Raw genomic sequence first — 15,585 nt, forward strand, 5'->3', positions numbered from 1 at the left:
GATGCTCCCCCAGATCGCTCCGCGATGACGACCGCGGGCGGCAAGGCGAAGGCTCCGCACGCGGTCCCCTGGGCGTTGACCGCCGTCTGGGTCCGGGCACGGTTCTTCGTCGCTCTCGCGGTGGCCTTCGTGGTCGTGGGCCGGTGGGACCACATCCGCACCTACTGGGATCACTGGACCGCGCCGGCGGCCCGGGACTCGGCGATGGGGGCGATCTCCACGGACACCGAGTATTTCTGCCCCATGGAGCCGGGCGTGGTCTCGGATTGGCCGGCCAAATGCCCCATCTGCCACATGGCGCTGGTGCGACGCAAGAAGGGGGACATGGGGCCCCTGCCCAACGGCGTGGTCGCCCGCGTCCAGCTCTCTCCCGAACGCATCATGCTCGCCGGGGTCCGGGCGGCGACCGTGCAATACAGGCCGCTCGCGAGGGAGATCCGGCTGGGCGGCTCGGTTTCGGTCCAGGACGGGCGGATCACGCTCGCGGCCGAGACGAGTCCGGAAGAGGCCTCGTGGCTCGAGCCGGGACAGGCGGCGAAGGTCACGCTCGACCCGTCCGATGGTTCAGATCCGAAGTCCGGCCGGGTGATCTCGGTCGACTCGCAGACGCGGGTGACGATCGAAATCTCCGGGGGGGTCGCCGATCGCGGCGGGTTCGCCGTCGCGGTCGTCAGCGTGCCGATGGCCGGCCGCGAGCCCTTTCGCTCGATGCCGCGCGGCGAGCCGTCGATTCGCCCCGGCGATCCGAGGTCGGTCTTCGTGTGCCCCGATCATCCCGGCGAGATTCACCTCCAGGCCGGACGCTGCCCCCGGGACGAGAAGCCGCTGGAGCGGACGCGGCTTGCGGCGAATCAGGTGCTGGGCTGGTGGTGCCCTATGCATCCGAAGGTCACGGCCGACGTCGCCGGTCGCGAATGCGCGGAATGCGGCGGGATGAAGCTCGTCGCGCGAATCGTCTCATACGGTCCCGTCGGACAGGTGCTCGCCGTGCCGGAGTCGGCCGTGATCGACACCGGCGCCCGGCGACTCGTCTACGTCGAAAGCATGCCGGGCACGTTCGACGGGGTGGAAGTCCGTCTCGGCCCTCGCTGCGGCAACGATTACCCGGTCGTCGAGGGCCTGGAAGCCGGCTGGCGCGTCGCCGAGGCCGGGGCCTTCCTGGTCGACGCCGAGACGCGTCTCAATCCGAGCCTCGCCGCCGCCTACTTCGGGGCCAAGCGCGGTGAGCCGGCCGCCGCGGCGCCCGCGACGGCGAACCCTGCCAGCCGAGAATCCCGGGCGATCGACGGATTGGAGCCGGCGGATCGGGCGCTCGCGCTGGGCCAGAAGGTGTGTCCGGTGACCGGCAAGCCGCTCGGCTCGATGGGGACTCCCGTGCGGGCGGTCGTCAAAGGACGGCCGCTCTTGCTCTGCTGCGACGGCTGCGTCGACGCCCTGAACGCCCAGCCTGAAAAATACCTCGCCAAGCTCAAACCGGCCCCTTCCCCCGCTCATCACCCATGATCGATCGAATCATCGCGTCTTCGATCCGCCGGCGGGGGGCGGTCGTCCTCGTCAGCCTGTTCTTCGCGGCGGCGGGCGTTTACGCGATGCGGATCACGCCCATCGACGCGATCCCGGACCTGTCCGAGGACGCCGTGATCGTCTACGCCGAGTGGGCGGGGCACGCTCCGCGCGAGGTCGAAGATCAGGTGACGTATCCGCTCTCCCTGGAACTCCAGGGCCTGAGGGGTGTGCGCTCGGTGCGGACGTCGAGCGACTTCGGCATGACCACGATCCAGGTCATCCTCGACGGCTCGACGAAGGTCGCCGAGGGCCGCCGCCTCGTCGGCGAGCGTCTGGCCAGGGCCGGCGCATCTCTCCCCCCGGGGATCGCGCCCAAGCTGGGGCCGGACTCCCCGGCGACGGGCCAGATCTACTGGTACAGCGTGGAGGCGCAAGGGATCGACCTCGGCCGCCTCCGCGCCGTCCAGGACTGGTACGTGAAGCCCCAACTCGCCTCGGTCCCGGGCGTGGCCGAGGTCGCCAGCGTCGGGGGATACCCCATCGAGTATTCGGTGGCCGTCGACCCCCTCCGCCTGCGCGCCCGCGGCGTGACGCTGCACGAGATCGAGTCGGCCGTGGCCCGCTCGAACTCCTCGGTGGGCGGCCACGCCGTGCAGAAGGGAAACGCCGAATACTTCGTCAGCGGGATGGGCTGGCTCGGGGCCGGTTCGCCCGACGGCGGCGCGGCCGTCGTGCGGGACCTGGAATCGGTCGTCCTGGCGGCACCGGGCGGGCGTACGGTCCTCCTGAAGGACGTCGCCGACGTCTCCATCAGCCCCGGCCCGCGACGCGGGGTGCTGGAGAAGGACGGCGGCGAGATCGTCGGCGGCGTCGTCCTCATGGCCTCGGGCGAGAACCCTTTGGAGGTCACACGCCGGATCAAGGCCCGGATCCACGAACTGGAGGCGGGCTTGCCGCGGGGCGTGTCGATCCGGCCTTTCTACGATCGCACGCCGCTGATCGAAGGGGCGATCGACTCGGTCCGGAGGACGATCATCGAGGCGATGATCACTGCGACGATCTGCGTCCTGGTCGTCCTGCTCCACGTGCGGACCTCCTTCGTCGTCGCGGTTACGTTGCCGCTCACGGTCCTCGGATCGTTCCTGATCATGGAGGCGCTGCGGCGCGTGGGACTGGTCGACGTCCCGCTCAATATCATGAGCCTGGCGGGGATCGCCATCTCGATCGGCGTGCTCGTCGACTCGTCGGTCGTGATGGCCGAGAACGTCATGCACCGGCTTCGCGAGCATTTCGGCGACCGTCCCGCCCGGGGCGACCTGCGCGCGATCGTCCTGCCGGCGTGCCTCGAGGTGGGTCGGCCGATCTTCTTCTCGATCCTGATCATGCTCCTCTCGTTCCTGCCCGTGTTCGCCCTGGGGGGGATCGAGGGCAAGATGTTCCGGCCCCTCGCCCTGAGTAAGACGCTCGCGCTGGCGACCGTCGCGGTGCTCGCCGTGACGCTCGTGCCGGCGCTTTGCTCGATTCTCATACGGGGGCGGATCCGCAGCGAACAGTCCAGCCCTCTGGTCCGCGGGGTGATCGACGTCTATCGGCCTGTGCTCTCGTATCTGCTCGAAGCTCCCGGAGCCCTCGCATGGGTTATCGGCATGACCTTCGTGGTGGGTTTGGCGCCCGTGGGCAATCGCCCCCTGTTGCTGGCCTGCCTGGGAGCGTCGCTCCTGGCCGTGGGGCTGGTCGTCGTCGGACGTCTAGGACGGGTCGCGGCGATGGGCTCGCTCGTGCTCGTCGCCCTCGCGGCCGAGTCGAGCATGACGCCGATCGCCCGCGAGTTCCTCGTGCCCATGGACGAGGGGATGATCATGGACATGCCGATCACCGTGCCGAGGGCCTCCGTCGCGCAGTCGGCCGACGACCTGAAGGCTCGCGACATGATCCTCTGCCGGTTCCCCGAGGTCGACATGGTCGTCGGCAAGGCCGGCCGGGCCGAGACGCCCACCGACCCCGCCCCCATGGACATGATCGAGACCATGGTCAACTTCCGCCCCCGCGACCTCTGGCCGCGGAGGTCGATCGACCTCGGCGACGCGACGCGGCAGGTGGCGCGAATCCTCGACGATCTCGTCGCCAGGAAGCTCATCACACAGTCGACGGGGAGCGAGTCGGCCATCGAGCCTTGCCTCGCCGCCGTGATGCCCCGTTTCGACGTGCAGATGCGTGAGTACGCCTACCTGCGGAACGCCGAGTTCCTGCGTGGGGAGGCCGCGGCGCTCGGTCCCCCTTCCCACGACGGCCTCACGGCGGGCCAGCTCGCTCTCTGGCGCGACCACGTGAAGGACCTCGACGCCGACCTCGTCGAGCGCGGTGCGGAAGTCTTCACCAGGCTGGCCATCGAGGACCTGCTGGAGCGCACGGGTTCCACGGACCCCGAGATCGACGCGGGCCTCGCCCAGCTTCGCTCTCATCGCGAGAAGCCGGCCGTCGTCCCGCCGCATCACGGTCCAAGCAACGATCGTCACTCCATGAGCCGCACGCCCCAGGCCCCCGCGCTGCCGGGACTTCCCCAATTGGAGGCGATCCAGGAGACGCTGAGTTCCGAGTTCCGCCGTCGCCTGATCCTCTGGCGGAAGGAGCGGGCCGACCTGGTCGGCTTCGGCTCCGAGCTGGACCGTGCGGTGCAGGTGCCCGGCTGGTCGAACATCTGGACGATGCCGATCCAGAACCGGGTGGACATGCTGGCGACAGGCGTAAACACCACCGTCGGCGTCCGGGTGCTGGGCCGCAGCGTCGAGGACGTCGTCGCCGTCTCCGAGGCGATCGCGAGGGAGTTGAAGACGCTGCCGGGGGCCGCGGACGTGGTCGCCGACCCGATCCGCGGCAAGGGCTATTTGGCAATCCGGCCCGATCGCCCCAAGGCGGCCCGACTGGGTGTGAGCGTCGGCGACCTGAACGACGCGGTCGAGATCGCGCTGGGCGGTCGGATCGCAACCTCGACGGTCGAGGGTCGCGAGCGACGACCGGTCCGCATCCGCTACGCCCGAGACTTCCGCGCGGACGAGGATTCCGCCGCCAAGATCCTCGTGCCGACGGCCGCCCGCGGCCCCGACGGTCGGCCCCGGTTCGTCGCGTTGGAGCAGGTGGCGGACGTCCGAATCGGCGAAGGGCCGGCCACCATCAAGGGCGAGGACGGACTCCTGCGCAATTACGTCCGACTCAACGTGAAGGGCCGCGGGGTCGTCGACTTCGTCGAGGAGGCCCGCCGCGTCGTGTCGACCAAGGTGGCCCTGCCCATCGGGGTCGCCGTGGACTGGACGGGTCAGTTCGAGCACGAGGTCCGCGCCCGCAGGACCCTCCTCATCGTGCTGCCCGTGATCTTGCTGCTCATCCTGGGGATCCTGTACTGGACGTACCACGACCTGGTCGACGCCGCGCTCATGCTCCTGGCGGTGCCGGGCGCGATCGCGGGCGGCGTGTTCTTCCAGTGGCTGATGGGCTTCCCGTTCTCGGTGACCGTCTGGATCGGCTATCTCGCCTGCTTCGGGATGGCGACCTCGACGGGGATCATCATGCTCGTCTACCTCCGAGACGCCGTCGCGCGGCACGGCGGATTGGAGGGGATGACCCCGGGAAGCCTGCGGCTCGCGACGCTGGAAGGGGCCGTCCACCGGTTGCGGCCCAAGCTCCTGACCGAGGGCACGACCATCCTCGGCCTGGCGCCCGTCCTCTGGGCCGACGGTCCCGGCGCCGACGTGATCCGCCCCATGGCGGCGCCGGTCCTCGGCGGCCTCCTCATCGCCGACGAGGTCATCGACCTGCTCCTCCCGGTGCTGTTCTACCACGTCCGGAAACGGCGATTGGGCCGTTTGGACGCTCGTCCCGAACCACCGGCCGACGCGGGGGTGGTCGCCGTCGCTCGCGCCGAGGGGCGGCTCGCCGACGGCCGCGTTTCAGAATCGGCTTTCCAAGCCCGGGAAAAGGGTTAGAATTTCAGAGGTCGGCGGGATGGCATCGAGGCCGAATGGGCTGCCATCGATCTTGCCGAGCCTTTCGGGGACGTAGCTCAATTGGGAGAGCGCCTGGTTTGCAACCAGGAGGTTGAGGGTTCGATCCCCTTCGTCTCCACTCCCCCGAGACTTTCCGCACATCCCGGAATCAATCAATTCGTCGTGACTTTTCGGGATTCGCGCACGAAGCTCGGATCGACGAAGATCCCGAAGCCGGGGCCCGACGGCACCCGGATCATGCCGGCCTCGACCTTGAGCGAGGACGTCTCGCTGCTGATCGGGACGTCGGCGCTCCCTTTGTATTCGGTGAAGGGGACGGGGTTCGGGATGCAGGAGGCGAAATGGGCCGCGTCGAGGTAGCCCAGGCCCGAGCCCGACATGTGCGGGGTGCAGAGCATCCCCGCCTCATGGGCCATGCGGGCGACGCGCATCGATCGGATGAAGCCGCCGTAGTAGTGCAGGTCGGGCTGGACGACGTCGACTCCGCGATTGGCGATCGTCCATAGGAAGCGGTCCTCGCTGAACTCCTGTTCGCCCGCGGCGACCGGGATCCGGAGCGCGTCGGCGACGGCCTTGGTCTCTTCCAGGTGGTCGAACTGGCAGGGCTCCTCGTAGAAGGCGTATTCGTGCTCCTCCATCAGCCGGCCGATCCGGATGGCCTCGGTCGCGTCGTACGAGCTGTTCGAATCGGCGTAAAGAGTCATGCCCGCGCCGAAGGTCTTGCGGACGAGCGGGATCAGGGCCTCGGTCCGGCCAGGTCGGGAGTCGACGTTCTTATTCATCCGACCGCCGAGGCGGAACTTCAGCGCCTTCGCGCCGCTCTCGGCGACGATCTCCTGGAGATAGGCGACTTCCTCTTCCGGCGAGTTGCCCCGATTGCCGCTCGCTCGGTAGACCGCGATGTCGCGTCGGAGCGTCCCGCCCAGCAGGTCGCCGAGCGACTTGCCCGCAACCTTCCCGATCAGGTCCAGGACGGCGAATTCGGCCGCCGCGACGCAGACCCAGAGGGCGAGGCCCTGGTACTTGTAGTTGTCGTCGTGGCGGTAGAGTTCCCAGAGCAGGCCTTCCAGGTCGCGGGCGTCCTTGCCCACGAAGAACGGGGCGACCCGGTTCAGGAAGATCGGGTACGTGTGAATCATGTGCATGGAATTGGGGATCGCGATCCCTTCGGCCCCGTCGCTCGACCTGACGCGGACCAGGAATTCGCGGCGGTTGCGGAGCAAATCCACCGATGTGATCCGGACCGGATCCTTGAGCCCGTCCGTCCTTAAGACGGGGGCTTCCGCGACCCTGGCGATTCGCTCGGCGGTCGCCCGCTGAGCCTCGTCGGCTCGACTGCGTCCGACCCCCCAGGGCAGGACGGAGGTCCCGAGCGCGGTTTTCAAGCAGGCACGTCGGCTCTGTCGCATATCCCGGCTCCTGAGACGTGAAAAATCCGCGTCGAGCAAAGCGGTCGAACGATCCGGATCCGCTGTGAGCGTAATCCTCCCCGAGCCGCCGTGCCAGCCGAGGCCCGGCCGCTCCTGATCGAGGCGAGTCGATGATCGCGGTGGCGATACGGTGCCGGCGCCTCAATATCTCGGGACCGACGGCGAATAGGAGCGAGGCCGGCCGTCGACGTTTTGTTAGCTGAGTCGGTCGGCGCGCGGCACTTCGTCATTCGGCCGAAAACAAACCAACCGGATACCTCGGAACTTGCCATGAATTCGACCACGGCCGCGATCCTCCTCAGCCTCGGCATCATCCTCGGCGGCTCGGCCGTGCAAGCTCAGCAGACGCCCCGCCCAGCGGAGACTGCAAGCCAAGCGGCCGGGGTCGTGGATCTGGCGGGAGTCGACGCCTACGTTCACGAACTGATGGCGAAGCGGCACGTCCCGGGCGTCTCGATCGCCGTGGTGCGAGAAGGCCGGGTGGTCCTGTCGAAAGGATACGGCCTGGCGAACGTCGAGCTGTCTGCGCCGGCCACGGAGCGGACCGTCTACCAGCTCGCTTCGGTGACCAAGATGTTCACGGCGACGGCGATCCTGATGCTGGTCAAGGACGGCAAACTCGCCCTCGACGACAAGCTCCCGGAACGCCTGGGCGACCTTCCCGCCGCCTGGGATAAGGTGACGATCCGCAACCTGCTGAACCATACTTCGGGCATCAAGAGTTATACGGCGGTCGCGGATTTTGCGAAGACGATGCGTAAGGATTACACCCGTCGCGAGATCCTCGACCTCGTCGCCAAGGATCCGTTGCAGTTCCCTTCCGGCGAAAAGTTCGAGTACAGCAACACCGGGTATTTCCTGCTCGGGATGATCATTGAGAAGGTGGCCGGCAAGCCCTATGGCGAGTTCATGTCGGAACGCATCTTCCGGCCCTTGGGCATGACGGAGACCCGCGTGAACGACCTGCGGGAGATCGTCCCGAATCGCGCGCAGGGCTACGAGTGGGACGGCAAGACGCTCAAAAACGGGGAGTACGTCAGCCCGACCCAGCCCTTCGCGGCGGGGATGCTCGTCTCGACGGTGCGCGACCTGGTGAAGTGGGACGCCGCCCTCGCGTCGCACGCCTTGCTGGACGAGGCGAGCCTGCAGCAGATGTGGACGCCCGCGACGCTCGGCAAGGGGGGCGAGGCGGGCTACGGCTTCGGCTGGGAGGTCTCGAAGGAAGACGGCCACCGCGTCGTGTTGCACGGAGGCGGCATTCCGGGCTTCTCCACCCAGCTCTCCCGTTATCTCGACGACAAGTTGACGGTGATCGTGCTGACGAACTCGGAATCCGGCCTGGCGTCCGTTCTGGCGAAGGGGATCGCGGGCCGCTTCGTGCCGGCGCTCGCGGAGAAGCCTGCGGTGACGATCGCCGATCCGGACGAGACGACGACGAAACGGCTGCGCGGCGTCATCGAGGCCGCGGTCAAGGGCGAGGTCGACCCGGAACGGTTCACGGACCAGGCCCGTGAGAAGCTCGTCCCACGCATCAAGGAAGATAAGGAGCGGCTGGCCGGCTTCGGCGCCCTGAAGTCGTTCGTGCTCCGGGAGCGGAAAGAGACTCCCGAAGGTTTGAGGCTGAGCTATCGGGCGGACTTCGAAAACGAGTCGCTCAAGATCGGCTTCTCGCTCGACAAGGCCGGCAAAATCCAGGGCATCGGGCTTCAGCCGGCGGACTGAGTCGGTGTGACGGTTTACCCGGCCCAGACGGGATCGCCGCGGTCAATTCCCGCGAATCCAGTCCTGCACGGCGAGGGTGGCGCGGGCGCGGCTCGGGAAGGGCGTGGCCTGCCACGAGGGCAGGACGGCGGCCGGGTTGGACATCTCGTCGATCCACTGCTTGATGAGCTGGGGCGACTGGCTCACCATCGCCGCGCGACGGAGTTGGCCGTTCGGCAGCGGCTGCTCGAACTGGACCGCGTAGTAGGGCATGGGGTCGTAGCCCTTCTGCTTGGTCAGCCGGTTCAGGTAGGCGTAGATCGTCTTGTCGAGCTTTCCCAGGTCGTCGCCGAACGCCTGGCGGAAGGCGCGAACGTGGTCGTCGGCCGAACGAGGCTCAAGCGGCGGGGCGGCGGCCATGACCCGGAGGAAGCGGGTGAAATCGTCGCTCCGTTTCATCGCGAGGTAATGGGTGATCGCCCAGGCGAGCGCGTACTCGGTGGGCGTCAGCTCGCGGCGGCGGATCATCGCCTCGACGAGCGGCTGCCCGGGCTCCCGGAAGAGCGACTTCGTTCGCACGTCCTGGCCCGGCATCGAGAGCGAGACCGGGTCCTCGATCTCGCGGAGCGTCGCCATGTGGAGGTTGTTGATCTGGCCCAGCCCGTCCCAGGCGGGCCCCCCCTTGCGCGAGGAGGCCGGCGTCGCGCAATACTCGGCCAGGCCCTCGACCAGCCAAAGCGGCCACTCGCTCAGCCGGGGCTGGACGCCGATGTTCTGGAGCACCTGATGCGTCCCCTCGTGAGCCACGATCTGGGGCTTGAGCAGGGCCTGGACCTCGGGCTCGATCCGGTCGCGGGAGGGATGCTCGTAGAGGAAGATGCGATTCGAGTAGATCTCGTAATACGCCTGCACGTCCGCCGGCTGGCGGCTGTAGGCGCGGAAGTCCTCCTCTGTTTTGAAGATCACCGCCACCAGCGGAAACTCGGCCTCATGAACCGTCACGTCGTGCTTGCGGAAGGCTTCCATCAGGCGCTTGTACAGGCCTTCCAGGAGCACGCCGTTGGCCCTCACGAACGCGTCGTCCACGGGGCCTTCGGCGGGGCTCTGATGCAGGATCAGGTAATGCTCGGTGCGATGGAGCTTGAAATCCTCGAAGGGGCCGCTTTGCAGTCCCTTGGCGACCTCATCGGCCGAGAGCGGCCGGAACGGTTCGTCCGTGGGGACCATCATGGAGGGGATCCCCAGTCGGCCGTCGGGGAGCATGAGCACCGACTTGCCCTCGTGACAGCCGTGCAGGCGAGCCGCGACCTGCTTCCCTGCCTCGTTGCGGATGAGGAATCGGCTCACCTCGGGCGCGGGGAAGGACGCCGCGAGCGTCTCCATCGAGGGCACGCCGAAATCCGGCGGGGTCAGGAGCGAGGGCGGAACGGGTGCCACCGGCGGTGGGACCGGGATCGAGTCGCCATGGGCGGGGGTGGAGGTCGCTTCTTGGAGCAGCGGGATTAATCGAAGTGCGCGCCCGATCGGCGATGCCGCCGAGGCCAGCCGAGCCGCCGCGTCGCAGGCGTGGGCGAGACCGCCGGGTGACGCCAATCGACTCGTCGCGACGTCCTTCAGCAGCCTCAATCCGGGTCGATCCGCCTCGAAATCATGCGTCAGGAACGCCGATAGGCCCATCGCCGGGATGGGAGGCGTGCTTGAAGTCCGCTCAATCGCCGCGGAAGCACGCCTGAAGCTATCCAGCCGCCACTCGATCGGAGGCGAGGCCGCCGCGGCCGACGTCCAGGCCGCGGTCGACCAGACGGCCAGCGGGGCGGCGACCATCAAGAGGATCATCAACTCCAGCAGGCCCGAGGAACCGACGAGCGTTCGTCGTCGAAGCGGCCTGGCGTTGTCCATCGGCGTCGACGTCCTTCGGCCTTCCGACGGTTGATCGTCGGGCGCGGCGTGGGACGACGGGACGCGCAGACACGCCCCGCAGATCGGGCAGTCGCGCCGCCGATCGATGTCCGGACGGCGGATGCGGATGGCCTTACCGCAACCGACGCAGCGAATCACCACGGGTTCCATGGCCGTCGTCTCGCGGATGTCGGATCTGAAAGAATTCGGCGAAGGGTGATTGTTCAGTCTAGCAGTCGGAATGGGGCTCGCAAAGGATTTCCGAGCTCGTTTACCTTGCTTTCCTACTTAGACCCTGCGTTGCGCCTTCCCAATCCTGGCGATTCTCTCGGCGTCAGGCCAGGATCGGCTGTACGACCTTGCCGTGGACGTCGGTGAGCCGGAAGTCGCGGCCCTGGAATTTGTACGTCAATCGGGTGTGGTCGACGCCCAGGAGGTGCATGATGGTCGCATTGACGTCGTAGACCTCGACGGGGTCCTTGACGATGTTGTACGAGAAATCGTCGGTCTCGCCGTGGACGACACCCGGCTTGATGCCGCCGCCGGCCATCCACATGCTGAAACAACGGGGGTGATGGTCGCGGCCGTAGTCGGTGGCCGTCAACGCGCCTTGTGAGTAGATGGTCCGCCCGAATTCTCCGCCCCAGACGACCAGCGTGTCGTCGAGCAACCCGCGCTGCTTGAGGTCGACGATCAGGGCGGCCGACGCCTGGTCGGTGTCGCCGCACTGCGATCGGATCTGCTTGGGGAGGTCGGAGTGCTGGTCCCAGCCCATGTGATAGAGCTGGATGAACCGCACCCCGCGTTCGGCCAGCCGCCGGGCCAGGAGGCAGTTGGCGGCGTAGCTGCCGGGGCGCTGGACGTCGGGGCCGTAGAGGTCGATGATCGACTTCGGCTCGCCGCTCAGGTCGGTCAGCTCGGGGACGGACGATTGCATCCGGTAGGCCAGCTCGTACTGGGCGATCCGCGTGAGGATTTCGGGGTCGCCGGTCTCCTGGTGGCGCAGGGTGTTCAGCTCGCCGAGGTCGTCGAGCTGACGGCGGCGGAGCTGGGGCGAGCAGCCGGAAGGATTCGCCAGGTAGAGGACCGGGTCCTTCCCCCCACGGAGCTTGACCCCCTGATACCGCGAGGGCAGGAATCCGCTGCCCCAGAGCCTGTCGTAGAGCGGCTGGTCGGTCCGGCCGCGGGAGAGGAGCACCACGAACGACGGGAGGTCGACGTTCATGCTGCCGAGGCCGTAGGCGACCCACGAGCCCATGCTGGGCCGGCCGGCGAGCTGAGAACCCGTCTGCACGAACGTCACGGCCGGGTCGTGGTTGATCGCCTCGGTCTGCATCGACCGGATGATGCATAGGTCGTCGACGACCTTCGCGGTGTGCGGCAGCAGCTCGCTCAGCCACGCGCCGCTCTGGCCGTGCTGGGCGAACTTGAAGATCGAGGGGGCGACGGGCAGATTTTTCTGGCCCGACGTCATGGTGGTGATCCGCTGGCCCATCCGGATCGAGTCGGGCAGCTCGACGCCGCGCTTCTCGCGGATCGCCGGCTTGTAGTCGAACAGGTCCAGTTGCGACGGCGCGCCCGACTGGAACAGGTAGATGACCCGCTTGGCCTTCGCCGGGAAGTGGGGGAGGCCGGGCAGGGCCCCGGTCGAGGCGACCTCGGGCCGGGCCGCGTCGCCCGCGCCGGCGGGCGGTCCCAGCAGCGACCCCAGCGCCATCGATCCCAAACCGAGGCCCGACCGCCTGAGGAACAGGCGGCGGTTCATCTCCTGCGCGATCTGAAGCTCGTCCACGAGGCGTTCTCCGTGCGGCCCGCTCGGCTCACTCGAGCGTGATCGTCTCGTCCAGATTCAGGATGACCCCGGCGGTCGCGGCGTAGGCGGCCAGCTCGACCGGGTCGACACCCGGCGGGCCGGGATTCTCGCCCTGCTTGATCAATACGCCGGCCGCCCCGGGATCGGTGCGGAAGCTTTCGAGATACTTGTTCAGCCCCGCGAGCAACACCCGGCGCTCGTTCTGGTTGGGCTCGCGGCCGGTCGACCGACGGAAGGCGAAGGCGATGCGGTCCTCGGGAGTCGAGCCGCCGTTCGCGATCATGAGGGCGGCCAGGCTGCGCGCGGCTTCCACGTACACGACGTCGTTGAGCAATTCGAGGGCCTGCAAGGGCGTGTTGGTGCGCGCCCGCTTGACCTGGCAGATCTCGCGGCTCGGCGCGTCGAAGGTCGACATCACGGGGTGGGGGACGGTCCGCTTTCGATAGATGTACAGGCTGCGCCGATAGAGGTCGTCGCCCTTGTCCTGGACGTAGGGCGCCTCGCCGGCCCCGCCGGCCATCTCTTCCCAGAGGCCCGCCGGCTGGTACGGCTTGACCGACGGCCCCCCCAGATGGGACGAGAGCAGGCCCGAGATCGCCAGCACGTTGTCCCGCACGGCCTCGGCCCCCAGTCGGAAACGCGGGCCGCGGGCCAGGAGGCGGTTGTCCGGGTCGCGCTGGAGCAACTCGGCGGGGGCCCGGGACGACTGTCGATAGACCGTGCTCGTGACGATCAGGCGGTGGAGCCTTTTGAGGTCCCAGCCGTCGCGGACCAGCTCGGTGGCCAGCCAGTCCAGCAGCGTCGGGTTGGCGGGCGGGTCGCTCTGGAGGCCGAAATTCTCGGACGACTTCACCAGGCCCTCGCCGAAATGCCGCTGCCAGATGCGGTTGACGGTCACGCGCGGCGTCAGGGGATTGTCGGGGGACACCAGCCAACGCCCCAGCGCCAGGCGGTCGGTCGCGGGTCCGGAGGGCAGGGGGGGCAGGCAGGACGGCACGCCGGCCGACAGCGCCATCGACGTGTCGGGCTGGTCGTACTGTCCCCGCTTCAGCGGGTGCAGGGGCCGCGGCGCGGGGGCGTCTTCCATGATCATGACGGTCGGGATCGCCTGCTCGAAATCGGTCTTCTCCTTCTGGAGCTTCGCGCCATGCTCGGCGAGCGGGCGAAGGTCGTGGTCGACGAAGGCGCGGAAGTAGGCGCCGAGGATCCCGCGACGGGTCGCCGTCCTATCGGCGTCGGGGACGCGGGCGATTTCCAGGACCGGGCGTTCGTACAGGGCTCTTGCCTCGTCGGGCGAGACGTTGCGGCGATCGATGCGGACGTCGGCCAGCTCGCCGCGAAACGGCAGGCTCGTGGAGCGTTTGCCGATCCGCAGGGGTTGGTCGGTCGCCAGCATGTTCTTGAGGGCGTCGACCTCGACCTCCGTCGCGACCGGCCGGCCGTCGACGTGGATCTTCAGGCCGGCGGCCTTGCTCGACCCGTCGTAGCTCACCACGACGTGCGACCAGGGCGCGCGGGGGAGCGGATCCTTCGTCTTGACCTTGATGGCGTCGCCGGGCCAGGCGTGGACGAGATGGACGGTGACCTTGCCGTCGAGGATGCAGACGTCGTACCCCCGATAGGCGGCCGCGTCGTCCATCTTGCTCAGGCAGGCCCCGTCGCCCAGCGGGCGGACCCATAGTGCGACCGTGAATGGCTCGGTCGATTCCAGTTTCGGGCCGGCCGCGGCCTCGACGAAGGAGTCGGGTTGGCCGTCGAGGGCGATGGCGCGAGCGGACGGGCCGTCGACCCAGGTCGGCTCGCCCTTGCCGCGAAAGGTTCCCGCGATCGCCTCGCTCGCCCCGGCTCGGGCCTGAACGTCGCCCGAGAGGGGAAAGCGGAACGCCCAGGCGGCCGGTTCCGGGTCCGGCGGCTGGCGACGGATCCCCTCTTCCCAGGCGAACTGCTTCGCTCCCAGCTCGGTCTCGGCCTGCTGGACGGCCTTGGCGGCCTCGGCGATGTCGGCCTCGAGCCGTCTGAGGCGGTCCTGCTGGGCCGGCGTCGGCACGGCGATCAGGGGCGGCACGTTGCCGCGCGTCTCGGTGTAGACGCCCTTCTCGTTGACGTTGTTGAAGAAGCCGAGGAACTCGTAGAACTCCTTCTGGGTGACCGGATCGTACTTGTGGTCGTGGCAGCGGGCGCAGCCCATGGTGAGACCGAGGAAGACGGTCGAGGTGGTCTCCACCCGGTCGATGGCGTTCTCAATCCGCCACTCCTCCTCGATCGAACCGGCCTCGGTGACGGTGCGGTTGTTCCGGTTGAAGCCGGTGGCGACCTTCTGCGCCAGGGTCGCGGCCGGGAGCCGGTCGCCGGCGATCTGCTCGATCGTAAAGGCGTCGAACGGCATGTTGCGGTTGAAGGCCTCGATGACCCAGTCGCGCCAGGGCCACATCGTCCGGGCGAAGTCGTTCTGATAGCCGTTCGTGTCGGCGTAGCGGGCGGCGTCGAGCCAGTCGCTGGCCATCGCCTCGCCGTAACGCGGTGAGGCCAGGAGGCGGTCGACGACCTTCTCGTAGGCGTCGGCCGAGCCGTCGGCGAGGAAGGCGTCGATCTCGGCGGGCGTCGGCGGCAATCCGATCAGGTCCAGGGAGAGCCGTCGGATCAGCGTCGGCTTGTCGGCCTCGGCGGCGGGCTCGATCCCTTCGTGCTCCAGGCGGGCCAGGACGAAGCGGTCGATGGGCGTGCGGACCCGCTCGGCGTGACGCACGGCCGGAGGCTCGGGACGCCGCGGCGTCTCGAAGGCCCAGTGCTTGCCCCAGGGGGCTCCCTCGTCGACCCACTTTTTGAGCGTGGCGACCTGCTCGGGCGTGAGCGATTTGCCCGACTTGGCAGGCGGCATTTTCTCGTCCGCGTCGTCGCTCGTGAGGCGAAGGATGAACTCGCTCTCCGCACTCTTGCCCGGCTCGATGATCGGGTCTTTCCGCCGCAGGGCGCCTTCGCGGACGTCGAGCCGCAGGTCGGCCTTCCGGGTGCCGGCGTCGGGGCCGTGGCAGAGCAGGCAGTTCTCGGAGAGAATGGGCAGGACGTCGCGGCTGAAGTCCACCGCGGGGGCCTCGGCCCCTCGCGCGGGGGCCGCCAGGAGCCCGACCAGGCCGAACGCGGCCACGAGGGATCGATACGGAGGCATGCAGGGAGGTGCTCCTCGGGGCGGTCTCGGGGATCGAGACGGATCGCATCGTTCGGCTCACGACTCAAT

Annotated in this window: 7 protein-coding genes and 1 tRNA gene; 4 read left to right on the plus strand and 4 right to left on the minus strand. The window is 68.4% G+C overall.

Features of this window, described 5'->3' with window-relative positions; all coding sequences use genetic code 11:
• Window positions 1-24 precede the first annotated feature (24 nt).
• The 3 genes from PZE19_RS05375 (at window position 25) to PZE19_RS05385 (ending at window position 5,625) form a co-directional block, all read left to right on the plus strand.
• Window positions 25-1,503: a heavy metal-binding domain-containing protein gene (locus PZE19_RS05375; protein ID WP_277859545.1), complete on the plus strand. Its 1,479-nt coding sequence runs from the start codon at window positions 25-27 to the stop codon at window positions 1,501-1,503.
• On the plus strand, window positions 1,500-5,486 hold the full coding sequence (locus tag PZE19_RS05380) for an efflux RND transporter permease subunit (RefSeq protein WP_277859546.1): 3,987 nt from the start codon (window positions 1,500-1,502) through the stop codon (window positions 5,484-5,486). The genes PZE19_RS05375 and PZE19_RS05380 overlap by 4 nt, the downstream gene beginning before the upstream one ends.
• 66 nt (window positions 5,487-5,552) lie before the next feature.
• Window positions 5,553-5,625: transfer RNA gene (locus tag PZE19_RS05385), tRNA-Ala, on the plus strand.
• Window positions 5,626-5,659: 34 nt separating this feature from the next.
• Here PZE19_RS05385 and PZE19_RS05390 read toward each other — a convergent pair.
• Entirely contained in the window at window positions 5,660-6,736 is a 1,077-nt protein-coding gene (locus PZE19_RS05390) for a mandelate racemase/muconate lactonizing enzyme family protein (RefSeq protein WP_277859547.1), read from the minus strand.
• A gap of 471 nt (window positions 6,737-7,207) precedes the next feature.
• Between PZE19_RS05390 and PZE19_RS05395 the strand changes: the two genes are divergently transcribed.
• The gene (locus PZE19_RS05395; protein ID WP_277859548.1) at window positions 7,208-8,659 is read left to right on the plus strand and encodes a serine hydrolase domain-containing protein; all 1,452 of its coding nucleotides are present in this window, start codon (window positions 7,208-7,210) and stop codon (window positions 8,657-8,659) included.
• A 42-nt stretch (window positions 8,660-8,701) separates the two neighbouring features.
• On the opposite strand, the gene PZE19_RS05400 is transcribed toward PZE19_RS05395, so the two are convergent.
• The 3 genes from PZE19_RS05400 to PZE19_RS05410 form a co-directional block, all read right to left on the minus strand.
• Window positions 8,702-10,537, minus strand: coding sequence for a DUF1570 domain-containing protein (locus PZE19_RS05400; protein ID WP_277859549.1), 1,836 nt, complete (start codon window positions 10,535-10,537; stop codon window positions 8,702-8,704).
• A 334-nt stretch (window positions 10,538-10,871) separates the two neighbouring features.
• On the minus strand, window positions 10,872-12,302 hold the full coding sequence (locus PZE19_RS05405) for a DUF1501 domain-containing protein (RefSeq protein WP_277860347.1): 1,431 nt from the start codon (window positions 12,300-12,302) through the stop codon (window positions 10,872-10,874).
• A 55-nt stretch (window positions 12,303-12,357) separates the two neighbouring features.
• The gene (locus tag PZE19_RS05410) at window positions 12,358-15,516 is read right to left on the minus strand and encodes a DUF1553 domain-containing protein (protein WP_277859550.1); all 3,159 of its coding nucleotides are present in this window, start codon (window positions 15,514-15,516) and stop codon (window positions 12,358-12,360) included.
• Window positions 15,517-15,585: the final 69 nt, after the last annotated feature.

The organism is Paludisphaera mucosa (genome assembly GCF_029589435.1).
In the GTDB taxonomy this organism is placed as follows: domain Bacteria; phylum Planctomycetota; class Planctomycetia; order Isosphaerales; family Isosphaeraceae; genus Paludisphaera; species Paludisphaera mucosa.